24 protein-coding genes are annotated in these 26,472 nt (G+C 57.6%); 9 read left to right on the plus strand and 15 right to left on the minus strand.

Going from position 1 to position 26,472, the window contains the following annotated elements:
* Positions 1 to 74 precede the first annotated feature (74 nt).
* The 5 genes from phoU to VCA57_RS02730 form a co-directional block, all read right to left on the minus strand.
* Positions 75 to 806: a phosphate signaling complex protein PhoU gene (gene phoU, locus VCA57_RS02710; RefSeq protein WP_411183421.1), complete on the minus strand. Its 732-nt coding sequence runs from the start codon at positions 804 to 806 to the stop codon at positions 75 to 77.
* 150 nt (positions 807 to 956) lie between these two features.
* Positions 957 to 1,790: a phosphate ABC transporter ATP-binding protein PstB gene (gene pstB / locus VCA57_RS02715; protein WP_411183422.1), complete on the minus strand. Its 834-nt coding sequence runs from the start codon at positions 1,788 to 1,790 to the stop codon at positions 957 to 959.
* Between the two features lie 65 nt (positions 1,791 to 1,855).
* Positions 1,856 to 3,472 carry a phosphate ABC transporter permease PstA gene (gene pstA / locus VCA57_RS02720; RefSeq protein WP_411183661.1) on the minus strand — a complete coding sequence of 539 codons (1,617 nt, stop codon included), beginning with the start codon at positions 3,470 to 3,472 and terminating at the stop codon, positions 1,856 to 1,858.
* Positions 3,473 to 3,553: 81 nt separating this feature from the next.
* Entirely contained in the window at positions 3,554 to 5,839 is a 2,286-nt protein-coding gene (locus VCA57_RS02725) for a phosphate ABC transporter permease (protein WP_411183423.1), read from the minus strand.
* Between the two features lie 166 nt (positions 5,840 to 6,005).
* Positions 6,006 to 6,974 (minus strand): phosphate ABC transporter substrate-binding protein PstS, encoded by a 969-nt coding sequence (locus VCA57_RS02730; protein WP_411183424.1) that lies wholly within the window; start codon positions 6,972 to 6,974, stop codon positions 6,006 to 6,008.
* A gap of 312 nt (positions 6,975 to 7,286) precedes the next feature.
* On the opposite strand from VCA57_RS02730, the gene VCA57_RS02735 reads away from it, so the two are divergent.
* Positions 7,287 to 7,688, plus strand: coding sequence for an acyl-CoA thioesterase (locus VCA57_RS02735; RefSeq protein ID WP_411183425.1), 402 nt, complete (start codon positions 7,287 to 7,289; stop codon positions 7,686 to 7,688).
* A 70-nt stretch (positions 7,689 to 7,758) separates the two neighbouring features.
* Here VCA57_RS02735 and VCA57_RS02740 read toward each other — a convergent pair whose 3' ends face one another.
* On the minus strand, positions 7,759 to 8,859 hold the full coding sequence (locus VCA57_RS02740) for a TRAP transporter substrate-binding protein (protein WP_411183426.1): 1,101 nt from the start codon (positions 8,857 to 8,859) through the stop codon (positions 7,759 to 7,761).
* Positions 8,860 to 9,053: 194 nt separating this feature from the next.
* Here VCA57_RS02740 and VCA57_RS02745 point away from each other — a divergent pair, with 194 nt between their 5' ends.
* The 3 genes from VCA57_RS02745 (at position 9,054) to VCA57_RS02755 (ending at position 11,977) form a co-directional block, all read left to right on the plus strand.
* The gene (locus VCA57_RS02745) at positions 9,054 to 9,599 is read left to right on the plus strand and encodes a TRAP transporter small permease subunit (protein ID WP_411183427.1); all 546 of its coding nucleotides are present in this window, start codon (positions 9,054 to 9,056) and stop codon (positions 9,597 to 9,599) included.
* Entirely contained in the window at positions 9,592 to 10,968 is a 1,377-nt protein-coding gene (locus VCA57_RS02750) for a TRAP transporter large permease (RefSeq protein ID WP_411183428.1), read from the plus strand. Before VCA57_RS02745 ends, VCA57_RS02750 begins: the two co-directional genes overlap by 8 nt.
* A gap of 100 nt (positions 10,969 to 11,068) precedes the next feature.
* A complete protein-coding gene (locus tag VCA57_RS02755) occupies positions 11,069 to 11,977 on the plus strand; it encodes a D-hexose-6-phosphate mutarotase (protein WP_411183429.1) in 909 nt (302 codons plus the stop codon).
* Between the two features lie 6 nt (positions 11,978 to 11,983).
* Here the strand turns inward: VCA57_RS02755 and VCA57_RS02760 are convergent, their stop codons facing one another.
* The 6 genes from VCA57_RS02760 to purE all read right to left on the minus strand — a co-directional run bounded on the left by VCA57_RS02760 (position 11,984) and on the right by purE (position 15,749).
* Positions 11,984 to 12,460 carry an FAD/FMN-containing dehydrogenase gene (locus VCA57_RS02760; RefSeq protein WP_411183430.1) on the minus strand — a complete coding sequence of 159 codons (477 nt, stop codon included), beginning with the start codon at positions 12,458 to 12,460 and terminating at the stop codon, positions 11,984 to 11,986.
* A 16-nt stretch (positions 12,461 to 12,476) separates the two neighbouring features.
* Positions 12,477 to 13,010 (minus strand): DUF3299 domain-containing protein, encoded by a 534-nt coding sequence (locus tag VCA57_RS02765; protein WP_411183431.1) that lies wholly within the window; start codon positions 13,008 to 13,010, stop codon positions 12,477 to 12,479.
* Positions 13,011 to 13,044: 34 nt separating this feature from the next.
* A complete protein-coding gene (locus tag VCA57_RS02770; protein ID WP_411183432.1) occupies positions 13,045 to 13,290 on the minus strand; it encodes a GlsB/YeaQ/YmgE family stress response membrane protein in 246 nt (81 codons plus the stop codon).
* 156 nt (positions 13,291 to 13,446) lie between these two features.
* Complete coding sequence (locus VCA57_RS02775) at positions 13,447 to 14,115, minus strand: substrate-binding periplasmic protein (RefSeq protein ID WP_411183433.1); 669 nt, start codon at positions 14,113 to 14,115, stop codon at positions 13,447 to 13,449.
* A 53-nt stretch (positions 14,116 to 14,168) separates the two neighbouring features.
* Positions 14,169 to 15,254: a 5-(carboxyamino)imidazole ribonucleotide synthase gene (locus VCA57_RS02780; protein ID WP_411183434.1), complete on the minus strand. Its 1,086-nt coding sequence runs from the start codon at positions 15,252 to 15,254 to the stop codon at positions 14,169 to 14,171.
* 3 nt (positions 15,255 to 15,257) lie between these two features.
* Positions 15,258 to 15,749: a 5-(carboxyamino)imidazole ribonucleotide mutase gene (purE, locus tag VCA57_RS02785; protein ID WP_397492081.1), complete on the minus strand. Its 492-nt coding sequence runs from the start codon at positions 15,747 to 15,749 to the stop codon at positions 15,258 to 15,260.
* Positions 15,750 to 16,038: 289 nt separating this feature from the next.
* Between purE and VCA57_RS02790 the strand changes: the two genes are divergently transcribed.
* The 4 genes from VCA57_RS02790 to VCA57_RS02805 all read left to right on the plus strand — a co-directional run bounded on the left by VCA57_RS02790 (position 16,039) and on the right by VCA57_RS02805 (position 20,480).
* A complete protein-coding gene (locus VCA57_RS02790) occupies positions 16,039 to 16,833 on the plus strand; it encodes a hypothetical protein (protein WP_411183435.1) in 795 nt (264 codons plus the stop codon).
* Between the two features lie 101 nt (positions 16,834 to 16,934).
* A complete protein-coding gene (locus VCA57_RS02795; protein ID WP_411183436.1) occupies positions 16,935 to 17,927 on the plus strand; it encodes an AraC family transcriptional regulator in 993 nt (330 codons plus the stop codon).
* Positions 17,928 to 18,263: 336 nt separating this feature from the next.
* Positions 18,264 to 19,298: a histone deacetylase family protein gene (locus VCA57_RS02800; RefSeq protein ID WP_411183437.1), complete on the plus strand. Its 1,035-nt coding sequence runs from the start codon at positions 18,264 to 18,266 to the stop codon at positions 19,296 to 19,298.
* Positions 19,299 to 19,355: 57 nt separating this feature from the next.
* Positions 19,356 to 20,480 carry a polyamine ABC transporter substrate-binding protein gene (locus VCA57_RS02805; RefSeq protein WP_411183438.1) on the plus strand — a complete coding sequence of 375 codons (1,125 nt, stop codon included), beginning with the start codon at positions 19,356 to 19,358 and terminating at the stop codon, positions 20,478 to 20,480.
* Positions 20,481 to 20,612: 132 nt separating this feature from the next.
* On the opposite strand, the gene VCA57_RS02810 is transcribed toward VCA57_RS02805, so the two are convergent.
* Positions 20,613 to 21,608 (minus strand): bile acid:sodium symporter family protein, encoded by a 996-nt coding sequence (locus VCA57_RS02810; protein ID WP_411183439.1) that lies wholly within the window; start codon positions 21,606 to 21,608, stop codon positions 20,613 to 20,615.
* A 93-nt stretch (positions 21,609 to 21,701) separates the two neighbouring features.
* On the opposite strand from VCA57_RS02810, the gene VCA57_RS02815 reads away from it, so the two are divergent.
* Positions 21,702 to 22,487: an AraC family transcriptional regulator gene (locus VCA57_RS02815; protein ID WP_411183440.1), complete on the plus strand. Its 786-nt coding sequence runs from the start codon at positions 21,702 to 21,704 to the stop codon at positions 22,485 to 22,487.
* A 49-nt stretch (positions 22,488 to 22,536) separates the two neighbouring features.
* On the opposite strand, the gene VCA57_RS02820 is transcribed toward VCA57_RS02815, so the two are convergent.
* Both VCA57_RS02820 and VCA57_RS02825 read right to left on the minus strand, forming a co-directional pair.
* Positions 22,537 to 23,607 carry an HD-GYP domain-containing protein gene (locus tag VCA57_RS02820; RefSeq protein ID WP_411183441.1) on the minus strand — a complete coding sequence of 357 codons (1,071 nt, stop codon included), beginning with the start codon at positions 23,605 to 23,607 and terminating at the stop codon, positions 22,537 to 22,539.
* Positions 23,597 to 26,467: an ATP-binding protein gene (locus VCA57_RS02825; RefSeq protein ID WP_411183442.1), complete on the minus strand. Its 2,871-nt coding sequence runs from the start codon at positions 26,465 to 26,467 to the stop codon at positions 23,597 to 23,599. Before VCA57_RS02825 ends, VCA57_RS02820 begins: the two co-directional genes overlap by 11 nt.
* Between the last annotated feature and the right edge of the window lie 5 nt (positions 26,468 to 26,472).

Below are 26,472 nucleotides of genomic sequence, written 5' to 3' on the forward strand. Positions count from 1 at the left end.
CGAAATGCACATATATGGCGATTAGTGCACTCGGGCAGAACGGGGAACGTGTGCCCAACTGAGGCTTTAACGCCTCAGCTGCTCTTGCCGGTACCCTGCACTTCTTCCTGCATGCGAGCCAGGCCGATGTGTTTCACGTCTGTACCACGTACCAAGTAGATCACCAGTTCGGCGATGTTGCGTGCATGATCGCCAATACGCTCCAGGGAGCGCAGCGCCCAGATGATGTTGAGCACCCGCGCGATTGAGCGTGGATCTTCCATCATGTAGGTAACTAGCTCACGCAAAGCGGTCTTGTATTCGCGGTCAACGGTCTTGTCGTATTGCGCAACAGACAACGCCAGATCGGCATCGAAACGGGCAAAAGCGTCCAGCGCCTCTTGCACCATTTTGCGCACCTGGTCACCAATATGCCGCACCTCAACATAACCGCGCGGCGCTTCGCCTTCCTCGCACAGCAGAATCGCGCGCTTGGCGATTTTGGTCGCTTCGTCACCGATACGTTCGAGGTCGATTACCGATTTCGAGACGCTGATGATCAAGCGCAGGTCGGAAGCGGCCGGCTGACGGCGCGCGAGAATGCGCACGCACTCTTCGTCGATATTGCGCTCCATCTGGTTGATCTGGTCATCGATCTCACGCACCTGCTGAGCCAGGCCGGAGTCAGCGTCGATCAACGCGGTTACCGCATCGTTAACCTGTTTTTCCACCAGGCCACCCATCGCCAGCAGGTGGCTGCGCACCTCCTCCAGCTCGGCGTTGAACTGCTGGGAAATATGCTGGGTAAGGTTTTCTTTGTTGATCATGATCGAACCCTTGCGAAGCTGGATGATATTCCTATCGTGGTGTTAGCCGGCCTTTGGTAAATCGTACAAAGCGAGGAGGCGGCGCGCAGACAGTACAAACGCGTAGAGCACGCGCTGCCAATAATGCGCAGCGCGATTTGCCATTGCCGATCAGCCATAGCGACCGGTGATGTAATCTTCGGTTTGCTTCTTCTCTGGGTTGGTGAACAGCGTGTCGGTGTCACCAAACTCGATCAGTTTGCCCATGTACATAAACGCCGTGTAGTCCGAGACCCGCGCGGCCTGCTGCATGTTGTGGGTCACGATGACGATGGTGTACTTGGACTTCAGCTCGTAGATCAGCTCTTCAACCTTCAGCGTCGAGATCGGATCGAGGGCCGAGCACGGCTCATCGAGCAGCAACACTTCCGGCTGCACCGCCACGGTACGAGCGATCACCAAACGCTGCTGCTGACCACCGGACATGCCCAGTGCCGACTCATGCAGGCGGTCTTTAACTTCATCCCACAGAGCAGCACTTTTCAGTGCCCACTCAACGGTTTCATCGAGCACACGCTTCTGGTTTACGCCTTGAATACGCAGGCCATAGACCACGTTCTCGTAGATGCTTTTCGGGAACGGGTTGGGCTTCTGGAACACCATGCCAACGCGACGACGCAGCTCGGCAACGTCTTCGCCTTTGCGGTAGATGTTGGTGCCATCCAGGTTCACTTCGCCCTCAACACGGCAACCATCGACCAGATCGTTCATTCGGTTGAAGGTGCGCAGCAGGGTCGATTTACCGCAACCCGACGGGCCGATAAAAGCCGTAACCCGCTGCTTGGGAATGGTCATCTTGACGTCGTACAAGGCCTGCTTGTCGCCGTAGTACAGATTCAGACCTGGAACATCAATGGCCACTCGCTCATTGGCCATATCCAGACCTTGGCGCTGGCGACCCAGCGCGGCCATGTCGATACCGTGTGTGTGTACTTCGTGCTGCATGGGATGCTCCCTACGCTAACAATTCATTCAGTCCGCCCTGACACATGCCAGGGCAACGCAATCGATTAATGATCCAGCGCTTTGTATTTCTCGCGCAGATGGTTACGGATAAACACGGCGGTGAGGTTAAGCAAGGCAATCACCAGCACCAGCAACAGCGCAGTGGCGTAAACCAGTGGCCGCGCCGCCTCGACGTTAGGGCTCTGGAAGCCGACGTCGTAGATGTGGAAGCCCAAGTGCATGATCTTCTGATCCAAGTGCAAGTAGGGATAGTTGCCATCCAGCGGCAATGCTGGGGCCAACTTAACCACCCCTACCAGCATCAACGGCGCCACTTCACCCGCTGCGCGCGCCACAGCCAGAATCAGCCCGGTCATCATCGCGGGACTGGCCATTGGCAACACCACTTTCCATAAGGTTTCCGCTTTGGTTGCCCCCAGCGCCAGCGAGCCTTCACGCAGCGCACGGGGGATCCGCGCCAAGCCTTCTTCAGTCGCGACGATAACCACCGGTACAGCCAGGATGGCCAGGGTCAACGAAGCCCAGAGCAAGCCCGGCGTACCAAAGGTGGGTGCCGGCGCTGCTTCAGCGAAGAACAACTGGTCAATCGAGCCGCCCAGTACATAGACGAAGAAGCCAAGGCCAAACACCCCGTAAACAATCGCTGGCACCCCGGCAAGGTTGTTTACCGCGATGCGGATGATCCGCGTCAGTGGACCTTGCTTGGCGTATTCACGCAGGTAGATAGCCGCCAGCACACCAAATGGCGTGACGATAACCGCCATGATCAAGGTCATCATCACGGTGCCGAAGATTGCCGGGAAAATCCCGCCTTCGGTGTTGGCCTCACGCGGCTCGTCGCTGACGAACTCCCACATCTTGGCAAAGTAGAAGCCCAGTTTTTCCGTGGTGCCCATGGCGTTGGGCATATAGGCGCGCACCACTTTGCCCAGGCTGACTTCCTTCTCGGTGCCGTCGACGGTTTTCAGGGTCACGCTGTCGCGATTGAACTGCTCATTCAGATCAACCAACTGCGCTTCTAGCACCTTGTACTCGGCATCCCACTGCGCACGTTCGGAATCAAGGTCAGCCTGAGCAGCAGCATCCAACTGGTTATGCATTTCCAGCCTGCGCTTTTTCAGGCGCAGGCTTTCAAGGCCATGGTTAATTCGGCCAATGTCTTTTTTCTGCAGGGCGGCGATTTGCCCGTGTAACTCATCAACACGAACGATGCGCTGTTGCAGCTCGTCCCATGCTGAATCGCCTTCAGCGACCAGCTTGCCGTCCTCTTTAACGTTGACCAGATAGCCGTAGAAGTTGCCCCACTCACGGCGCTCGACGGCGACCATGTCTTTTGGCGTGCGCGGATCCTTCATCCACTCATCCACCACCCAGCTGAAGTCAGCACCGCTAATGTCACGGTTACCGACCTTAAACAGCTCGCGGGTCATGAACTCGCCGCCTTTAACATCAACGGGCAAGCCGGCGGATGCCAGACGGGCGCGTGGTACTTCTTCAGCCTGCACCAACTCACCGGCCATCACGCGCGGCGCTTCGCCGGGCACTTGATAGGTGGCTTCAATAATGTCAGCTGGCCAGAAGTGCGCCAGGCCGCGTGTGGCGATTACCGCAAGCAGACCCAGGGTCATGATCACCGCAATCGATACACCGCTAGCAGTCATCCAGACCCAGGGTGAGCCACTCTGGAACCAGGATTTGAGGTTTTGCTTTTTCACGTTCACGGACGTCTACCTTCCTGAGTCTTAGAGCGAGGCGTATTTCTTACGCAGGCGGGTTCGAATTATTTCTGCCAGCGTGTTCATCACGAAAGTGAAGCTCAACAGCACCAGCGCGGACAGGAACAGCACGCGATAGTGGCTACTGCCGACTTCCGACTCCGGCATTTCCACCGCCACGTTGGCAGCCAGCGTGCGCAGGCCTTCAAAGATGTTCATGTCCATAATCGGCGTGTTACCGGTGGCCATCAGCACGATCATGGTTTCACCCACTGCACGGCCCAGACCGATCATCAGCGCCGAGAAAATGCCGGGGCTGGCCGTCAGAATGACCACGCGAGTGAGGGTCTGCCAGGGCGTTGCACCGAGGGCCAGCGAGCCAAATGTCAGGCTCTTCGGCACGCTGAACACGGCGTCTTCGGCAATCGAATAAATGTTCGGGATGACCGCAAAACCCATCGCCAGGCCGACCACCAGGGCGTTGCGCTGATCGAAGGCAATGCCCAGATCGTTGCTCAACCACAGGCGCATGTTGCCGCCGAAGAACCAGTTCTCCATGTGCCCGCTCATCGACAGCGAAACCGCGCCAATCATCAGGATCACCGGGATCAGCAGCGCCGCTTCCCAACCATCCGGGATCACCAGACGAATGCGCTCAGGCAAGCGACTCCACAGGTACGCGGCGACTAGCACCCCTATGGGGGTTAGCAAGAGCAAACTGAATATTCCGGGGAGATGCCCCTCGACATAGGGCGCGAGAAACAAGCCGGCGAAGAAGCCGAGAATTACCGTTGGCAGCGCCTCCATCAACTCAATGACGGGCTTGATCTTGCCGCGCATGGCCGGGGCCATGAAGTAGGCGGTATAGATTGCCGCGCAGATGGCCAGGGGTGCGGCCAGCAGCATGGCGTAGAACGCCGCTTTGAGCGTACCGAAGGTCAGGGGTGCCAGGCTCAGCTTCGGCTCAAAGTCACTGTTGGCCGAGGTCGATTGCCACACGTACTTGGGCTCGTCGTAGCTTTCGTACCAGACTTTACCCCACAGCGAACTCCAGGATACTTCCGGGTGCGGGTTGTCCACGCTGTAGGTTTGCAGTTGGCCGCCAGACTCAATCAAAACGCGGCTGGCACGTGGCGACAGGGCCGCAACGCTAGCGCCTTTGGCAACCGGCTCAACCAGCAATGTGCGGTGTGCGGTGCTATGGAACAGGCCCAGGTTGCCCTGGCTGTCCATCGCCATAAAGCCCTTGCGGCGCTCCTCTGGCATGAACTGGGTGACCGGGCTGTCTTTCATCTGGAAGTCGCGGATGTTGGTCAGCTCAGACTTACCGTCTTTATCGCGCACCATAAACCACTGGGCAATGCCGCCTTTACTGTCGCCAATCAACAGCGAAATGCCACCCAGCAACGGGCTTACCGCCGTCACCTCAGCATCACCTTTCAGCAGCGTATAGCGGCCATTCAGGGTTTTGTTGCGCAGGTCGAAAACATCGGCGGTGGCTTTGCCGTTAAACACGTACAACCACTGCTGACGCGGATCAATGATCATGGCCGTGATCGGCTCGGCGATCTGCGGCAGGTCAAGCGCTTGTTGTTCCTGGCTGGTTTCGCCAGTGAACTGGTTTTCTTCTTTAGTGATCAATAACGCGTGCAGCTCAGCGCCGGTCGAGGCACTTAGCAGCAGGTTGTCACCATTCACATTGACCGCCACGTGCTCAAGGGCACGACCTTGCGGATCAAGCTTGATCGCCTCTTCACCAAACGGGTACTGAATGACCGGGGTGATGGTTTTAACGTTGTTCGGGTAGGTCACTGCGTAATTCTGCTTGAACACCAACGCCGTACCGTCAGACAGACCGACCACGGTGCGGCGGCTGCCGGGCTGGTCTTCACTGAACGAGCTAATGCTCACGCCCGCCGGCATTGGCAAGTCGTAATTAGTTAGTGCAGTGCCATCTTTAAGGGTGAAGAACTGCACATGGCCGTTGCGGTTCAAACGCATCGCAACCTTGTTTTGCTCTTCAACGGCGAGCATCAGTGCCTCGCCTTGATCAGCCAACCAAGCGGGTTGCTGAGTTTTGTGCGCGGTTATATCGGCACCCGAGAAAATCGGCATCACCACGTAGGCGAGGTAGAAGAAAATCAGGGTGATCGCACCCAGTACCGCCAGACCGCCAATCGACACGTACCAACGCGCCATGTGGTCTTTGAGCCCGCGAATACGCCGCTTACGCAGTAACGCAGGCGTGTTGAAGTCAATTCGTTGGCTGTTATCGGAAGATGCAGTCATGGAGTCATTGGCCAAGTCGTTCATTCGAGGATCTCTGGGCGGTTATGCACGCGCGCCTTGAGTCAGCGGAGGCACAAATCTAACGGTCTTTTGTGACAGAAAAGCTACAGCGTAGTGACACAACAACGCCCGCGCTCAATATCGAGTGCGGGCGCTGCTATATCGCATTATTTCACGACACCGGGATCGCTTAGAGACCCAGATCCTTCATGGCTTTTTCAGCCACTTTGGCAGGCAGCGGGATGTAACCGTCTTTCACCACAACTTCTTGGCCTTGCTTAGACAGAACCATCTTCACGAACTGCGCTTCGAGCGGGCTCAACGGCTTGTTCGGCGCCTTGTTCACGTAAACGAAGAGGAAGCGCGACAGCGGGTACTTGCCCGACAGTGCGTTTGCTTCGCTGGCTTCTTCAGCGTTGCCTTGCTTGTCGACCAGGGCCACAGCGCGAACGCTGGAGGTTTTGTAGCCAATGCCCGAGTAACCGATGGCATTAACAGTGCTGGAGATCGACTGCACAACCGAGGCAGAACCTGGTTGCTCGTTGACGTTAGAGCGGAAGTCGCCTTTGCACAGGGCTTCTTCTTTGAAGTAGCCGTAAGTACCCGATACCGAGTTACGACCGAACAACTGGATTGGCTTGCTCGCCCACTCGCCAGTCATGCCAGCGTCGCCCCAGGTTTTGATTTCTTTTGCTTCGCCGCACAAGCGAGTGCTCGAGAAGATCGCGTCAACCTGAGCCATGGTCAGGCTCTTGATTGGGTTGTCTTTGTGCACGAATACAGCCAGGGCATCGATAGCTACTGGGATTGCAGTCGGCTTGTAGCCGTATTTTTCTTCAAAAGCTTGCAGCTCGGCATCTTTCATCTTACGGCTCATCGGGCCGAGGTTAGAGGTGCCTTCAGTCAAAGCAGGTGGCGCAGTAGAAGAACCGGCAGCCTGGATCTGGATGTTCACGTTCGGGTAGAACTGCTTGTAGTTCTCAGCCCAAAGGGTCATCAGGTTAGCCAGGGTGTCAGAGCCGACGCTCGACAGGTTACCGGATACACCAGAGGTTTTTTCATAGCTCGGCAGAGCCGGGTCGATAGCAGCAACCGCATTGGCGGTGGCGACGCCAGCGGCGACAAATGTCATGGCCGCCATCAAACGCTTAAGTTTCATGCCTTACTCCTGGAAAACTAGTGTTGGATTGAACGGGGCCAAGTATCTGTAGGCCGTATGACGACTGTATGTAACCAATATGACAGTTAGATGACCGTTACTCAGATTTTGCTATTACCCGCAAAAAGACTGGAATAACTATCAAGGCGAAGTGCCATGGTCGCCCTGCGACTACTGAGTCGTTATACTCGCAGCGCCCGCCTAACTGCGGGCCTGCCGGGCACACCCGCAATTGCCGCAGAGCCAGACTCGCCGCCATTGCCAAGCCTGGCACTGCGCCAATAAAAACAACCGCATCGCGAGCCTATCCGAATGCACGATTTCGAACAGGAAGACCCCATCCCGCAAGGCGACCTGGCTTTGCAGATCACCGCGCTGCCACGTGAAACCAACGGTTTCGGCGATATTTTCGGCGGCTGGCTGGTTTCCCAGATGGACCTGGCCGGCACGGCCATGGCCAATAAGGTGGCGGGCGGGCGCGTCGCGACGGTGGCTATCGACCGTATGGCGTTCCTGGTGCCGGTGGCAGTTGGCGCGCAACTGTCCTTCTACACCCAAACAGTAGAAGTGGGCCGCAGCTCGATCCAGATGCTGGTGGAAGTGTGGAGCGATGACCCGCTGTCCAGCGAGTGGCGCAAAGTTACCGAAGCAGTGTTCGTATTCGTCGCCATCGACGGCAGCGGCCGCACTCGCCCGGTGCCTGCACGGCGGTAGGATGGCGTTGCATCAGTGCGCCATAAACGAAAACGCCGGCTCAAGAGCCGGCGTTTTATTGGGCGATGAATCAGCCGCGGATATTGTAAATATCCTTCTCGTTCATCTCGGCATACTCGTACAGACGCTCGAGATAAGCCTTCTGCTGCGCCCACACCTTGCTGGCCACCGGGTCAGCCGCTGCGCTGGCGTCAACCACTTCAGCCGCCACCACCTTGAGCTTGGCCAACACTTCGTCTGGCAGACGACGTACATCAACACCCTCGGCTTTGAGCTGCTCCATGGCTTCCATGTTGCGCGCATTGTAATCGTCGAGCATGTCGCCGTTCACATCACGAGCCGCTGCGCGGACGATTGCCTGCAAATCTGCCGGCAGGGTTTCCCAAGCCTTGATGTTGATGTCCAACTCAAAGGTCACGTTCGGCTCTTGCCAGCCCGGGGTGTAGTAGTACTTGGCGGCTTTGTGTAGGCCGAGGGCCTGGTCGTTATATGGGCCAATCCACTCGGTGGCATCAATCGCACCGGTTTGCAGTGCAGTGAAGATTTCCCCAGCCGGCATGTTCACCACAGTGCCGCCCATCTTCGTCAGCACTTCACCGCCCAGGCCTGGAGTGCGCATTTTCAGGCCATTGAAATCATCAACACTATTGATTTCTTTGTTGAACCAACCGGCAGTCTGCACGCCAGTTGCACCGCAGGCCATCGGCAGCACGCCGAACGGCTTGTAGGTTTCTTCCCACAACTGCATACCGCCGCCACGGTACAGCCAGGCATTCATTTCCTGGGCATTAGGGCCAAATGGCAAAGCACAGAAGAACTGCGCAGCAGGCACTTTGCCCTTCCAGTAGTAAGGTGCGCCGTGACCCATTTCCGCCGTACCACGGCTCACTGCATCAAATACTTCCAGCGCCGGCACCAGCTCACCAGCGGCATACACTTTAATCTTCAGACGGCCATTGCTCATTGATTCAACAAGCTTGGCAAAATTTTCAGCACCAACGCCCACGCCTGGGAAGTTCTTCGGCCAGGAGGTGACCATTTTCCAGTTGAAGGTCTGAGCGCTCGCGCCCTCTTGAGGCTTGCCAGCGGTATCCGCCTCTTGCTTGCAACCGGCTAAAGCCGTGGCTGCGAGGCCAACACCTGCTGCTGCGAGAATTTGACGACGTTTCATGCAAAGCTCCTTTATTGTTGTAGTGGTCTGACCACAGGATCGCTACAGACAGACCGCGCCTGAGTAACATAGGGGTAAGTGACTCTCAAGCCTAGCGAATACGACTAAAGTTGTAGTGCCATTGCTGCATACGTAAGGCCTGTCTAGAATCGCCGGCCTGCCCACAAAGCTCATAACCATAAGAAGGACTTACGATGTCCGACAAGCCTCCGATCCTACTCGGCCTTGCTCATCTGATCGACTCATTCAACGCACGCTTCGGTAAAGCCTGCTCCTGGCTAACCTTATTCCTGGTCGTTGGTACCGCTGTTGTGGTGGTGTTGCGTTACGCTTTCGGCATCGGCGCAACCGCACTGCAGGAAGCCGTACTGTATGCCCACGCCCTGGTGTTCATGGGTGCTGCCGCCTGGGTATTGCAACGCAATGGCCATGTCCGCGTGGATATTTTCTATCAAAGCTTTAGCCCACGCCGTAAAGCTCTAGTCGATAGCCTAGGCACGCTGTGCTTCTTGCTACCGGTCTGCCTGTTCTTGGGCTGGAGCAGCTGGGATTACGTCAGTAACTCCTGGTCGACCCTAGAAGGCTCTAGCGAGTCAGGCGGACTTAAATTCGTCTACCTGCAAAAGAGCATCATCATGGTGCTGGTCGTCAGCCTCGTGCTGCAAGGAATCTCCGACTTGATCAAATTTGCCAACATCCTCACCAGTCGGATGCCTGCAGAGGAGGTGACCCATGGCTGAGTTGATGGCGATCCTGCTGTTTATCAGCATCTGTACGGCCCTGATGGCTGGCTACCCGGTGGCCTTCACCCTGGCCGGCGTATCACTGGCATTTGCCGGCATTGGAATACTCACCGGCACCTTTGATGGTAGCTACCTGAGTGCCCTGCCCAACCGTCTATTTGGCATCATGAACAACCAGACCATGCTGGCGGTGCCGCTGTTCGTGTTCATGGGGGTGATGCTGGAGAAATCTAGGGTTGCCGAGGACCTGCTGGAGTCGATGTCGCGCCTGTTCGGCACCCTGCGCGGCGGTCTGGCAATTTCCGTGTGCGTGGTGGGCGCACTGCTCGCCGCCAGTACCGGCATCGTGGGCGCAACCGTGGTGACCATGGGCCTGCTAGCTCTGCCAACCATGCTACGGCGCGGTTATGACCCTGCTATCTCCACTGGCACCTTGGCTGCTACCGGCACCTTGGGGCAGATCATTCCGCCATCCATTGTGCTGGTGTTGCTGGGCGACGTGATGTCCAGCGCCTATCAACAGGCACAATTGAAGATGGGCATCTTCTCGCCGAAGACGGTCTCGGTCGGCGACCTGTTCGTAGGTGCCTTCCTGCCCGGCATGCTGCTGGTCGGCCTGTACATTCTCTACATCATCGGCGTGGCAATCTTCCAACCGAAGAAGCTGCCTGCATTGCCGCAGGAAGAGCTCGGACCGATCGAATGGAACAAACTGATCAATGCCCTGGTACCGCCGTTGCTGCTGATCGGCGCAGTGCTGGGCTCGATCCTCGCGGGTTACGCGACACCGACCGAAGCAGCAGCACTCGGCGCGCTGGGTGCCATGCTGCTGGCACTGTACAAACGCAAGCTGAACCTTAGCCAACTGCGCGAAGTAGCCAGCGGCACCACCGAAATCAGCGCCATGGTGTTCCTCATCCTGATCGGGGCTTCGCTGTTCTCCCTGGTGTTCCGCGGCTTCGGCGGCGAAGTGATGATTGAAGACATATTCGCGCAGTTGCCGGGTGGCGTGCTCGGCGCGTTCTTCCTGGTCATGCTGGTGATCTTCCTACTCGGCTTTATCCTCGACTTTATCGAAATCACCTTCGTGGTGGTGCCGATTGTCGGTCCGGTATTGCTGGCAATGGGACTGGATCCGATCTGGCTCGGCGTAATGATCGCGCTGAACTTGCAGACCTCGTTCCTCACGCCACCCTTCGGTTTTGCGCTGTTCTACCTGCGCGGTGTCACGCCGGCGTCAGTGCCTACCAGCACCATCTACAAGGGTGTGCTGCCGTTTATCCTGATCCAGTTGTTCCTGCTGGTGATTGCCTATCAGTTCCCCGGACTGATCACCTGGCTGCCAGAGCAGGTCTACGGCAAGTAAGCCACGCAACCAACAAAACGCCCGTCACTGACGGGCGTTTTGCTTTCTACCGCCAAGCTGCGCTCCAATAGACCTCTTTATCTAGCGGATGGACACAGCGATGGCCGAATCCAATGTTGAACGCGTTGAACTGGGCGAGCTGACCTGCTGGCGCGTGCGCTACGGGGCTAACGAACTCGTAATCAGCCAGCAAGGCGCTCAGGTTCTCAGCTACCAGACCGATGGCCAGCCGCCGCTGATCTGGCTCAGCAAGCAAGCGGTCTTCCACAAGGGCCAAGGCGTGCGCGGCGGTGTACCGGTTTGCTGGCCTTGGTTCGGCAACCTGCAGCGCAATCCGCCAGCGGTGCAGGCCATGCACACACAACCGGCGCAAGCACCTGCCCACGGCCTGGTACGCAACCTTGATTGGCAACTGCAAGGCATCGACAGCCGCACGGACGGCATCCACATCGACTTCACCTTCAACAGCCTCAGCCAGCCGCAGAACGACTGGCCACATGCCGCCGAACTACGCTTGAGCATTCGCTTGGATGAACGCCTGCACCTCGAACTGCACAGTCGTAACCTGGGCACTACACCGCTGGCGATCAGCCAAGCGCTGCATAGCTACTTTGCCGTCAGTGATATTCGCCAGGTCAGTGTTGAGGGCCTGCACGGCTGCCGCTACATCGAAACCCTGGAAGACTGGCAGACGCGCCAACAGGAAGGGCCACTGCAGTTCAACGGCGAAACTGACCGCATCTACCTGGACACTCCAGCCAGCCTGAGCATCCGTGATGACGCCTGGCAGCGGCGCATCCAACTACTGAGCAGCGGCTCAAACTCCGCCGTACTGTGGAACCCCTGGATCGACAAAGCGCAGCGCCTGTCACAGTTCGCTGACGATGCCTGGCAAGGCATGCTCTGTATTGAACACGCCAACGTAATGGACGACATCCGCGTACTGGCCGCAGGTGAGCAGCACCGGCTCAACCTTAGTTTGTGGGCTGAGCTGCTGGTCTCTGATTAAAACCCTTTACTGGGCAATCGGCTCATCTGCCTCCAATGCCTTAGCCAACTCACTAGCGTCGGTAAAGCTACGTTGCCCCTGCAGTTTGCCGTCTCGCAGGTCGAGCCATAGCACGCTGGTGGTGTCTACCGGGTAGCGCGGGGTGATGCGGGCGTCGCGGTCGAGGAGGATGCGGTAGTTGTAGTCGCGCATTTTGGGTAGGGCGAACAGGGTGGCAATCACCTTGGGCATGCGGCTGATATCGGCGAGAAAGACCGTGTGGCGCTGTTCCAGGTAGCCCTTGGGTTTGCCTTGCAGCGCGGCGTCGACCAGTTTGGCGGCGTCCATACTTTGGGCCACCAGTAGCACCTGCAGTTGGTTGTCCAGGGTGTAAGCCTGGTCATGCTGGTCCAACAGGGTCCAGGGCGCTAAACGTTCGCCAGTTTCCAGTGCCATGGCGCTAGCGGAGATCAAACACAGCAGCAGAAGGCAGGCAGCTTTCATGGATGGAACTCCAGTGTTAAAGGTCATCATCGGTGACCACTCTGACGGTATCTGCATCTAGCGCATAGGCTGCATCAGCCAAGTCATTATTGACCTGCTCGATCTTCAGCGTGCCACTGACCCATAGAGGTGCGTAGATGTCTTCCAGCTCAATGCCTTTGGGGTAGCGCACCAGCACCAACTGGTTAGGCGGTGGTGGCGGGACGTGGATGCAAGCACCGGGATACGGCACCAGGAAGAACAAGATGCTGCGGCCTTGGCTGTCGGTCTCCAACGGCACGGGATATCCGCCAAGGCGCAGTGCCTTGCCATCCAGCGCCGCAACGGTGTTCGTCGAGTACATCACGGCGGGCAAGTTTTTATCTTGCTGCTTGAGGCCGCCAGGGTTGTAGAAGCCGCTGTCCTGCTCAATGCCCTGGTGACTGATCTCGGGCATGTCTTCCAGAGCCTGGCGGTCTTGCGGCGGCATCAGCTCCAGCCAATCGGTTTCCGGCAGTTCGGCACAGGCCAGGGTGCTGATGAATAGCAGGGGGAACAGCAGGTAGCGCATCGACGGCCTCACACGGCAGCAGAAGGAAAGGACATCAGCCCTTTTTGACAGCGCCGTAGATTACCAGCAACACCACCGCACCGATCACTGCGCCGATAAAACCAGCGGATTCACCCACTTTGTAAATGCCCAACGCCTGACCGCCATAGGTGGCGGCAATTGAGCCGCAAACACCGAGCAGGATGGTCATGATCCAACCCATGCTGTCGTTGCCGGGCTTGATAAAGCGGGCAATCAAGCCAACAATCAGGCCGATAAAAATAATGCCGAGAATGCTCATGCGAGCCTCCTGAATGAACGGTAGGTTTAAGACCGTTGATCTGACCATGCAAAGATTAGGCAGTTCGTTATTCGACGGTCTCGGGTGGCACAACGCCATAGCGGTGGTAGATGCGAGCGATCTCGCCACGCTCGCGCATGTCGTTCAACACCTGTCCTAACTGCTCGTAAATGGCTTTTTTGCGCCCAGGTAATTGCGCTTCGATACGCCGTAATAATTACCGATGGACTGCTCATAGCGGTATTCGGCATAGCTATAGTCGCTGAACCCGACCTTGCGGAATTGCGCCTCGATGGCTTCAGCATCCAGCACGACCATCGCGTCCAAACGCCCAGCGCGAAACATCCCGGCCAGCAGATAGTCGTCGGTAATCAGGCTTTTGTTCAGGGTGTTGTCACTGTCGAACTGATCGAAGTAGGCGGTGCCGCGCTTAACCCCGATCACCTTGCCTTGCAGGTCGGCATAGCTACGCAAGCTACTTTGCTGACCGCTCTTGACGATAAAGCGGATGCTTTTTCGCTGGGTGCCAATCGATGGCAGAAAGTGTATGTAGCCCATCCGCTCGGTGGTGAATAACACCCGAGGCACCAGGTCGACGCGCCCAGACTTGAGATCTTTCAAGCTGCGGACAAAGGGGGCATAGCGCCATTCAATGCGCGCATCAACACGCTGCGCCGCGACATTAAGCACCTCGATCAGCGGACCGACGGGCAAAGAGTCGCGAGCCTGCATTTCCGGTGGGCGCTCACGGTAATCGGCGCGTAATACCTGTTCGGCATGGCAAAGCGGCAGACAAAGGAGAAACAGCAATAGCACGTACTTCATGACGAAGCTCTTGTGTATGGCCTATACACAAGAGCGTAGTCACAAAGCGCAGATCAGGCCTTGGCGATCAAAGCCTCGACCGCCGCGATCTGCGTGCCCAGGGTGGCACGATCCGCGCAGCGCAGGGTCGCGTGACCGACCTTGCGCCCGGCTTTGAAGGCCTTGCCATAGTGGTGTACGTGGCAGTCATCAATGGCGATGACCTGCTCGACTGGCGGCACAACACCGAGGAAGTTGAGCATGGCACTCTCGCCGACCTTGGCAGTCGAACCCAGCGGCAGGCCCGCGACGGCGCGTAAGTGGTTCTCGAACTGACTGCACTCGGCACCTTCGATGGTCCAGTGCCCGGAGTTGTGTACGCGCGGGGCGATTTCGTTGGCTTTCAGGCCGCCATCGACTTCAAAGAACTCGAAGGCCAGCACGCCGACGTAGTCGAGTTTGCTCAGCACACGGCCGACGTAATCTTCGGCCAGCGCCTGCAGCGGGTGGTCGGTACTGGCGATGGAGAGCGCCAGCACGCCGCTGTCGTGGCGGTTATGTACCAGTGGGTAGAAGCGCGTTTCGCCATCGCGGGCACGCACGGCCACCAGCGACACTTCGCCAGTGAACGGTACAAAACCTTCAAGAATGCACGACACGCTGCCCAGTTCGGCGAAAGCGCCGACTACATCCTCAGGCTTGCGCAAAACCTTTTGCCCTTTGCCGTCGTAACCCAGGGTGCGGGTCTTCATCACGGCCGGCAAACCAATGCTGGCCACGGCGGCGTCGAGGTCGGCTTGTGACTGGATATCGGCAAAATCCGGCGTCGGAATACCGAGGTCCTTGAACATCGACTTTTCAAACCAGCGATCACGGGCGATACGCAGGGCTTCGGCGCTCGGGTAAACCGGGACGAACTGCGAGAGGAATGCCACGGTTTCCGCCGGCACGCTCTCGAACTCGAAGGTCACCAGGTCGACCTCGTCGGCCAACTGGCGCAGGTGATCCTGATCGCCATAATCGGCGCGGATATGCTCGCCCAACGCTTGCGCGCAGGCGTCCGGCGCAGGGTCAAGGAAGGCGAAGCTCATCCCCAGCGGGGTGCCTGCCAAAGCCATCATACGGCCCAGTTGGCCGCCACCGATTATGCCGATTTTCATGATTTAGGCCTCACGCGGGTCCGGATTGTCCAAGACGGTTTCGGTCTGTTCCTGGCGGAACTGCTTGAGCGCGGCATGGAACTGCGGGTGCTGGTGGCCGAGGATACTCGCGGCGAGCAATGCAGCGTTCACCGCACCGGCCTTGCCGATAGCCAGAGTGGCGACGGGAATACCAGCCGGCATCTGCACGATCGACAGCAACGAATCAACACCAGAGAGCACGGCCGATTGCACTGGAACACCCAGCACTGGCAGGTGCGTCTTGGCCGCACACATGCCTGGCAGATGCGCAGCACCACCCGCGCCGGCGATGATCACCTGAATACCGCGCTCATCAGCCTGCTCGGCGTACTGGAACAGCAGATCCGGGGTGCGGTGCGCCGAAACCACCTTGACCTCGTAGGGGATGCCCAGCTTGTCCAGCATCTCGGCGGTGTGGCTAAGGGTGGACCAATCGGACTTAGAGCCCATGATCACGCCAACCAGTGCGCTCATCGTCGTGCCTCTTCTCAAAATTAGCGCCAGCAGGCGCGGCAAAAACCAACAAGCCACGCGGGAGAACCGGCGTGGCTTGTGTGCGAATTCCGGCCGGTGCTACCGGCCAAAGGCCGCGCAGTATACCGTAAAGCCTTGGTGGACGGGCACCCGCACCAACCGTTTGTCGAGGCTGATGCCATCACAAGCAGCTCAAACATTTGCTGGAACTATTAGCAGACCTCGCGCACAAACGGCTTGTAGCCTCCTGGCTATACTGCCCGCCCCCCAATCAACTAAGGACGCCACCATGACAAGGCTGTCACTACTGCTTGCAGCTTCGCTGCTTACCCTCAACGCCCACGCCCTTGAACTGGCCAAATACCCGCAAGTGTTCAATGCCGGCAAAGGCATCAGCGTCACCGTCGCGCCCAGCAGCGACGGCAAGCAGGCGCTGATCCAGGTCAACGGCATCAACCACCCATTGGATGACGTGGTACTGCTGAGCAACATCAACGAGCGCGGCAATGATGAACTCGACTACACCACCACCCTGAACGGCAGCGCCTACAACCTGCTGCTAAAACGCCAGGGTTGGGGTGGCGAGAACTACCAAATGTACCTGCCAAGCACTGATGGCTTTGCCCTGAGCTTCGATGAAGCCAAAAGCAAGGCAGCCAAACCCGACACCCTGCTGGCGCTGTATGAGCAGCAGATGAAAAAGGGCATTCAGGACAAACTCAGTCGCTTCGACCGCGAACAGCGCGTTGCCGATTTCAGCGCACGCCTGCAGCAAATCGACCAAGACGCTTCAAAAGTCTGCGGCAGCGAGATGACCACCCAGGTTGACTGGAGTGCGATTGACGATGACAAGCTCAAGCGCCTGAGCGTACCGAGCTTCTGCGGTGAAGTAGTTAGCCAGATGGCCAACCTGTGTGAAAGCAGCGCGGACTTCAAAGCCCAGGCTAAACAGCTGAAAACCGTGCAATGCAGCTTTGCTGCACAACTCAAGCTGCGCGAGAGCAATGACGGTTTGCTGTTCACCACCCACGAAGAAGCACCAAATCAGGGCGACTTTATCAACGCCTTCCTGCGTAATCGCTAAATCCAGCTAGCCGCAGCGGCCCGCATCAGAGCGGCCGGCTGCGGTGCTGCGGCATAGTTCTTGCGTCACTCGGGGACTCTAAACAGTTGCGGTCACCCCCGATGTTGCACGCCCACCTGACCACCCTGCATGTGGTTTCACAAATCCTCGAAATATTTGCCGCACAGCCCGAACTGACCGAACAGCTGTTGGCCGGCAGTGGCATTAGCGCCGCCGATCTGCCCTGCAGTGATACCCGCATCACCCGCACGCAGGAATTACAGGTCTGCGCCAATGCCCTACTGCTACGTAGCGACCTTGGCCTGGAGCTGGGCCGGCGCATGCATGTGTCGGCTTACGGCATGGTCGGTTACGCCGCCCTGTCGAGCGCCACCTTTGGTGACGCCTGGCGGCTGCTGCTGCAATACCCGGCGCTATTGGGCACCTATTTCAAGCTGGATATGCACCTCGAAGGCGAGCTGGCCTGGGTCGTCGCCAGCGAGTACCAGCACCGGCCGGAGCTGGAAGTCTTCAACCTGGAAATGTGCCTGGCTTCGCTCAAACTGATCAGTGATGACCTGCTCGGTCAGCCATTGCCACTCAGCGCCGCACAGTTTCGCTACAGCGAACCGCACTACAGCGCCCACTACCCAGACAACTTCGCCTGCCCGCTGCAGTTCAATGCCGCCCGCAATGCCTTCGCCTTCCCCGCCAGTTGGTTGCAGCAGGCACTACCCTTGGCCGATGCGGTAACCCACCGCGAAATGCTCGACCGCTGCCGCAAGCAAAACACCGAGTACACCACCCGTCAGGCCTGGCTCGCACGCATTCGCCAATTACTCGCCGAGCAGCTGGCCGCCCCGCCAGGCCTGGAGCAACTGGCGCAGCAAATGCACTGCTCGCCGCGCACCCTGCGCCGCCACCTGCAAGAACTGGGTACGCATTATCAGGAGCTACTCGACGAGCTGCGCTTTGAACAGGCCAAAACCTTGCTCGGCCAAGAAGACTGGCCCATCTGTCGCATTGCCGAACATTTGGGCTTCAGCGAAACCGCCAGCTTTCGTCATGCCTTCCAGCGCTGGAGTGGCGTGCCGCCGAGCCGCTTTCGCGCTTGACCCCACACTGCACAGTGACTGAGATTTGTGGGAGGGGCTTTCGGCTCCGGCATCCTGCTTCGCTCTACCTCCTGCATCCCTGCAGTCGTAGCCGCGACTACCGCTTTTAAAAAGCTCGCCGCTAAGGCACCTCCTACGAAATGCCAAGGCGGCCGCGCAATTTATGGCCTGCCAACCCTGGCGACCACCCCACGGGCCAGCGCTGCGTGACGTTAAAAACGCTCCCGGCGGATTTTTTGGCCACATCGATCCCCTTTTGGCCGTTGCCAGCGTTCATCCGCCGCGCATTAGCTGCGAACAATGGAGACCACAACAACAAGCCTGGGAACCACTTGCATGCTGACCTTTTACAGCGACGACCATCACCTGCACCACGGCAGCTGCGAACTGATCGACGGCCAGCTAATGCCCTGCTTCGAAAAGCCGCAACGCGCCGACCATATTCTGCAGCGGATCAAAGCTCGCCAGCTCGGCGAAGTACGTGCGCCTGCAGACTTCGGCCTCGCGCCAATCGAACGCATCCACAGCAGTGCTTATCTAGATTTCTTCAAGGGCGCCTGGGCGCGCTGGCAGGCGCAGAGCGGCAGCGGTGACCTGCTGCCCTTCACTTGGCCCGCGCGCACCTTACGCAAAGTGATCCCCAATGATCTGCACGGCCAGCTCGGCTATTACAGCTTCGACGGCGGCGCACCGATTACCGCCGGCACCTGGCAGGCCGCTTACAGTGCCGCGCAAGTAGCCCTTAGCGCTCAGGCAGCAATCAGCAACGGTGCACACAGCGCTTTTGCCCTATGCCGGCCACCCGGACACCACGCGGCCGGCGAGCTGATGGGCGGTTACTGCTACCTGAACAACGCGGCCATCGCCACTCAAGCCTTTCTCGATCAAGGCACACAACGCGTGGCGATCCTGGATGTTGATTACCACCACGGCAACGGCACCCAGGACATTTTCTACTCGCGCAATGACGTGCTGTTCGCCTCGATTCACGGCGACCCGAGCGAAGAATTCCCGTTCTTCCTCGGCTATGCCGATGAGCGCGGTGAAGGGGCCGGCGAAGGCTGCAACTTCAACTACCCGCTGGCCATGGGCAGCCCATGGGAAGTGTGGAGCGCAGCGCTGGATGACGCCTGCCAACGCATTGCCGAATACGACGCCGAGGTGATTGTGGTGTCGCTGGGCGTGGACACCTTCAAGGACGACCCGATTTCCCAGTTCAAACTCGACAGCCCGGATTACCTGGCCATGGGCCGGCGCATTGCCGCCCTCGGCAAGCCAACCCTGTTTGTCATGGAAGGCGGTTATGCGGTCGAGGCCATCGGCGTCAACGCGGTCAACGTCCTCGAAGGTTTCGAAGCTGGCAACGCATAAGCCGCGCACCGCATCCGAGCCAACACAACATCAATAATGATTCAGGGGTGAGACACGATGAACACGATCAAACACCTGCTCGCAGTCGCCATCTGCGGCGCAACCCTAGCGGCTACGGCGGCCCAGGCACAAACAGCAGAACAATCGCCAAGCAAGCAGCGCGAACTGCGCGTGTACAACTGGGCTGATTACATCCTGCCCTCGGTGCCCAAGGACTTTTCCGACAAAACCGGCATCAAGCTAACCTGGGATATCTTCGACACCAACGAAGCGCTGGAGGCCAAACTACTCACCGGCAACTCCGGCTACGACCTGGTGGTGCCGACCAACACCTTCCTGGAGAACGAAATCAAAGCCGGGGTATTCCAGAAACTGGATAAGAGCAAGCTGCCCAACTGGCAGCACCTCGACCCTGGCCTGCTCAAGCTGATGACCGCCAACGACCCCGGCAACCAGTACGCCGTGCCCTATATGTACGGCACCGTGTTGATCGGCTTTAACCCGGACAAGGTCAAAGAAGTGCTGGGGGCCGATGCCCCCGTGGACAGCTGGGACCTGATCTTCAAAGAAGAGAACATCAGCAAGCTCAAGCAATGCGGCGTGGCCATGCTGGATTCACCCGGCGACATTCTGCCCATCGCCCTGCACTACCTGGGTTTGGACCCAAACAGCAAAAACCCGGATGACTACAAAAAAGCCACCGAGCTGATGCTGAAAATTCGCCCTTATGTCGCCTACTTCCACTCAGCCAAATACATGACTGACATCGCCAACGGCGACATCTGCGTGGCCATCGGTTACTCGGGCAGCTTCTACCAGTTCGCCAATCGCGCCAAAGAGGCCGGTAACGGTGTAGTGGTCGACTGGCGCTTGCCGAAGGAAGGCGCGCCGCTGTGGTACGACTCCTTCGCCATACCGAAAAGCGCGCAGAACGTCGCCGAAGCGCATGAGTTCCTTAACAACCTGCTCGACCCTAAAGTGGTTGCGCCGATCAGCGACTTCCTCGGCTACCCCAACCCGAACAAGGACGCCATGCCCCTGGTGGGCCCGGAGATCCGCGACAACCCCGGCCTGACCCCAACCGCCGAAGCGCAGAAAACCCTCTACGTGCTGCAACCCCTGCCGCAAAAGATCGAGCGCGTACGCACCCGCGTGTGGAACACCATCAAATCCGGCACCTAAGTGCATAGCCCATTGGCGTCTCACCGCCCAGTGTGGTGAGACGCCCATCCTTGAAGAGCAAGGCTGGGGCTACGCCACACGAACACAGTCACCGATAACGACCTAGACACCGTCGCAGCACGCACTTCACTGCTATTTCGCCGCCACTGCCGTCGCTGCGGTCGTAGCGCGTGCGGCGTAGCGGTTGGCTAACATCGCGCAATAGAAAAGCTGGATCGGGTGATAAAGCATGATCGGCAGCAAGATCATGCCCAGGTTAGGGTTAGCGCCAAAAATCACTTTGGCCATGGGGATGCCCGCCGCTAAGGTTTTCTTGGTGCCGCAGAATACGGCCGCCACTTCATCTTCATGGTTGAATTGCAGTTTCTTGCAACTGAACTGAAGGAAGTAAGCAATCGCAAGCAACACCACCAGGCAAATCGCCACACAACTCAGCAACAAATAAACTGAAAACCCGACCCATATATGCTCAGCAACCGAATCACTAAAGGCATTGAGCACAATCATCAAAATCACCCACTTATCGACCTTGTTGGTGATGCTTTTATAGCGCTCAAGCAGTGCTGCTAATAGGGGGCGGCAGAGCTGGCCAATTACCATCGGCAGCAGCAGCAATTTGGCCACCGACACAATCGTGGCGGTCATCTCCATCTGTGCACCTTGCACATCGGTAAACAAGCCAACCAATAACGGCGTAAGGATAATCCCGAGAATGCTCGACAACGAGGCGTTAAATATCGCGCCGGGCACATTACCTTTACCAATGCTGGTCATCGCGACTGATGATGAAATAGTGCTCGGCAAGGCAAATAAATAACAGAAGCCAATAGCCAGTGCGCTTGGCAGCAAGGCCAGCATGCCTTGCCCTGCTATTACCCAAATTAACGGATAAATAACAAAAGTAGTAACCTGAATTAGCACGTGCAAACGCCAGTTACTTAAACCTTGTTTTATTTTCTGTGACGATAGGCCAATACCATGAAGAAAGAAAATAAGTGCAATACCAATACTGGTTAACCAACCCAACTGCAGCCATCCGCCGGTTTTGCCAATATCTGGCATCAATACCGCCAGGCCAATTGCCGCGACCATGGCAAATAAAAACCACTCCTTTTTAATTATATTCATCAGCCGATTACTCACATTAACGCTGGATTTAACTTTCCGTCGGATTACCGTACATTAGCGAAAAATATCGGGCTACCGATGTCAGGACGAAAAATGTCGAATACCAGACATGAACGGCAGGTTCCTATTTTCAGCCAACTGCCGCGCCCCATCTGGGGCCGCCCAGAAAGCTGGGGCGAAGAAGGCAGCGTCACCGCCTGGCATCAGCATGCCTGGGGGCAGTTTTCCTATGCCGCTACCGGGATTCTGCAGGTACAGACGCGTAACGTCAGCTATGTTTCACCACCCAACTATGGCATTTGGATACCGCAAAATATTGAACACCGGGTCGTTTCATTAGGCGCGGCAGAGATGCGTAGCCTTTATATTTCAACGCCACTGCTATGTGCCGATGAGTGGCAACAACCATTAGTTTGTGAAATTTCGCCGCTGTGCCGTGAATTAGTCATCCGCTTTTGTCAGGGTGACCCTTACTACGCCGTGGACTCAAAGCAAGCACGACTAGCGCAGGTCATGCTCGACGAATTACAAGATCAACCCAGCGTTACGATGGAGCTGCCACTGCCCAGTGACAAACGTATTCTCAAGATATGCCAAGCCTTACAAAACGACCCGGCGAATCGCCGTAGCATTGAACAATGGGGGAATGACATCGGCTTGACTGGCCGCAGCATAAGCCGACTGTTTGTACTGCAAACAGGTTTAACCTTCCAACAGTGGCGAAAACGGGTTCGCCTTATTCATGCATTATCGCTATTGCAACAAGGCTGTCGTGTCGCAGAGGTGGCCGACCAGTGTGGTTATGATGCGTTGTCAGCGTTTAGTGATGCATTCAAACAGCAGTTCCGGGTTACCCCGGGGCAGTTCTTCCATATTTAACAGTTGGCTACCCCCCCAGATCTATAGCTTTACTTTTGCACTGAGCTATTTAACTTAAAGCGTCCTCATCCGCCAGACTGCTTTGCAGCTTCTCAATATCTTCAAACAGTGGTGCCATCAGCTGCACCAGATGCGGATCAAAATGCGTTCCAGATTGTTCAAGAATCAACGCCTGAGCCCTCTGCGCTGTCCAGGCTTGCTTGTATGGCCGCGTGGAGCGCAGCGCGTCATACACATCGCAGAGTGCAACGATGCGTGCTGACAGCGGTATTTTCGCGCCCTTGAGGCCTTGCGGGTAACCGCTGCCGTCCCATTTCTCATGGTGATGCAGGGCAATCTCGGCCGCCAAGATGAGCAATGGCGAAGCCGCAACATCCTGGAGGATGTCGTGACCAATCTGCGCATGGGTGTTCATCACCAGTCGCTCGGCCTCATCGAGCCTGCCAGGTTTACAGAGGATGTTGTCGGGAATACCAATCTTGCCCACATCGTGCATCGGCGCGGCCTGACGCAGCAGCTCCACCCATTGCTCATCCATGCCGTAGGCACGCGCCAGGATGGCGGCAGACTCGCCAATACGCATGATGTGGTTACCGGTTTCGTTATCCTTGTAGTCCGCCGCCCGCGCCAGGCAACGAATCACCGATTGGTAACTGACACTCAGTTGCTCAGTACGCTGCTGGACATGCCTCTCCAGCTGATCGCGTTCGCGCTGCAACGCCTGGCTGGCCTGGCTCAGTTGCAGGTTGTTGCATACCCGCAGGAGTAATTCGGGCAGGTCCAAGGGTTTGCAGACATAGTCATTAGCCCCCAGCTCCAGGCCCTTGCGGCGGTTTTCCACATCGCTGAGGGCCGTTACCAGAATCACCGGAGCGCTGTTGCGATCACGCGCCGCCAATTGCCGCAAAATCTCGAAACCGTCCGGGGCCGGCATGTCGAGATCAAGCAGCAACAGGTCCCAATGCTGAGACAGCAGCCACTGCAGGCCTTGCGCCGAATCACTGAATGCCTTGATCTCACGCAAGCCCAGCACCTTTAGGCTCGACTCCAGCAGACGCAGGTTAGCGCTGACATCATCGACCACCACTACTTTAGAAAACCGCAGGGACTCACTCAGCATCATCCAACACCTCACTCAACAGGGCCTCGACCAGGCCATGCAATTCGTTCAAATCCAGAGGTTTACTCAGCAGACCCTGGCAGTTGACGGCTGCAGCAGCCACCTCGGCGCTCATCCCGGCAGCCATTAGCACCACCGGCATGGCGGCGGTCTGCGGGTTACTACGCAACTGCTTGAGCAACTCCTCGCCGGCCATACCGGGCAGTTCGAGATCAAGCAGCAGCAAATCGGCCGGATCACGCAACAGCTGCCCCAGCACCACCCGAGCATCGCCGGCCACACTGACGCGGCCCAGACCAGACAACGCCTCACGCACGGCTTGCTGATTCGCAGCGTCGTTATCCGCGTAGAAGATATGCGCAACGCGCTGGCTATTCGCCGGGACGACGACAGGCTCAAGCCGCAGCAACTCGATCCAGAAGCTGCTGCCCACACCAGGCTCGCTGCGTATGCCGATACTGGCGTCCATAAGGCTGGCGTATTCGCGACACAGTGACAGACCAATACCAGTGCCCTGAATCGAGGTATTTTCCCGACCCAGGCGCTGGAACGGCTCGAACAGCAGCGCCTGTTGTGCAGCGCTGATACCCAACCCGGTATCGTCAACCAGAAGGCGAATATGCCCGTCGAGCACCTGATAACTGAAGCTAATCTGGCCATTCGGGCGGTTGTATTTCATCGCGTTGGACAACAGGTTGAGCAGCACCTGACGCAGCCGACGCGGCTCGGCGCGGGCCTGCAGTGGCATGCTTGGCAGATCAACGTTGAACTGCAAACCATGGCCCCGAACCTCTAGGCGAACCAGATCGGCGCACTCGCTCATGATCGTCGCAACGTCCACCGCCTGTAGCTCAAGCTGTGGCTTCTGCGCCTGCACACTCGACCAATCCAGGATGTCGCCGACCAACTGATTGAGGTGCTGGCCAGCCGACAGAATCTCTTCGAGATATTGGCTCTGCTTAGTGGGGGGTAAATCCCCCATGCGGATCAACTGGGCAAAACCCTGAATGGCATTGAGCGGTGTGCGCAGCTCGTGACTCATACTGGAGATAAACCGCGACTTGGCCTGGTTGGCCGTTTGCGCCTCTTGTGTCGCTTGGCGCAAAGCCGCCTGGCTGAGCTTCAGTGCATCGATGTCCACATCGGTGCCCGCCAGCACACGCGGCAAGCCCGTTTGCGGGTCATACTCAAGCACCCGACCGCGCCCTAGCAGCCAAGCATAATTGCCGGCTGCATCGGCAAAGCGGAACTCGGCCTCATAGCTTTGGCTACGACCCTCGCGCACGCGCTGCACCGCACTGTGGATAGATTCCACATCATCCGGGTGCACGCGCTGCAGAAAATCCTCTTCACGCAACGTTTGCTCGGGGAAGCCGAAACGCTGGCCAAAGCGGCCACGCAAGTGAACCAGGCCTGTATCAAAGTTGCATTCCCAAAGGCTTTCAGTGGCACCTTCCAGCACCAGTTCAAGGCGCTGCTGAGCGGCGTGATTACGCGACTCGCTCTGCGCCAGGGTACTGCCCATTTGTGCCGCCTGGACGGCCATGTCATCCAGCTCACAAATATCGGAAGTCACCCGTTCAGGTTGCCACTGCCCCTTACCGATAGCCGCCATCATCGTGGAAATACCGGCAATCGGTCTAAGCAAATGCTGGCCCAGACGGCGTGCACGCAGCCACATAAAAGTGAAAAACAGCAGGTAAAACAGCACCAACCCAGCAATCAGCAAATAACCGATCTGCTGATAGCGGCTGGCGAGGAAGTTGGTTTGACTGAACACCTGTGCTTCATCCACCACCGCCAGCAGATGCCAGCCGGTACGCTCGATCGTTGCCCAGGCAATCAAGTGGCGGTGCCCAGCCAATACCACCGACAAAACACCCTGCGGTTGAGCAGCCACGGCCGCGGCCAAAGTGCGGGTTAGCTCGTGGTTAGCTAAGTTAAAGTCCTCGGGCTTGAAGACCTCCTGACGAATTGCTTGCTCAGATGAGTGACTGGACAGCTCACTGAGTTCGAAATCATATTCACCCGTCTTGGGCAGGGCCATGATATTCAGCTTCTCGCTGACCAGCATGGCGTAGCCATTCCAAGGCACTTCCAGTTGGTCAATTTGCGAGAGGATGCCGTCAACCGTGATGTCGACACCGCTGACGCCCTGCAAAAAATTATCGCGATACACCGGGGCAATCGCCGACATCATCCACCCCTGGCCTGCCGGGTCGAGGTAGACATTGGTCCACACCACTTTGCGCTGCGGGTTGTGCGCGGCATCGGCGAGGTAATAGAAGTTGTAATCGGGGATGACCATATCGTGTGGGTACTGCTCCTGGGTTTTGAACCAGGGGTAGATATGGTTAAGGCTGTCCCAGCTGTTGAAGTACAGGCTGGCCACCAGCGGGTTGCTTTGTTTGAACTCGCGCATCAGCGGATCAAGCGTCGCCAACTGGGCAATCTTGCTCTGCTCATGTTGCGCAGCAGGCGTGGCTGCTGAATAGAAGAACGCCGCGCCGCCATTGTCATGCGGACTGTATCGCGCGCCGCTGGCGGTGATCGCCAGCTCTGGCGCGCCGCTCGCCGGTTGCAGCAGGGCGCGCTGGGTCAGGTTGCGATAGGTGTTGGTCAGGGCCTCGATTTGCATCAATTGCCCATCAATAATCCGTGTTTGAATTCGCGCAGAGGCCTGCAGGTCACTCAATGCCGTTTGCCGCAAATGCTCGATCTGCGCATCACGGATAGCGTTGTTGCTTAACAGGTAGATGGCGATCAGCACCGTTTCCACCAGCACCAGCGGTATCAAGGCGCTTTGCGCAAACGCTCGCCAGATCCATTGGCTCAAACTGATAACGGGGGGGGCCGACATGCTGA

The sequence above is a fragment of the Pseudomonas sp. genome, assembly GCF_046581935.1.
In the GTDB taxonomy this organism is placed as follows: domain Bacteria; phylum Pseudomonadota; class Gammaproteobacteria; order Pseudomonadales; family Pseudomonadaceae; genus Aquipseudomonas.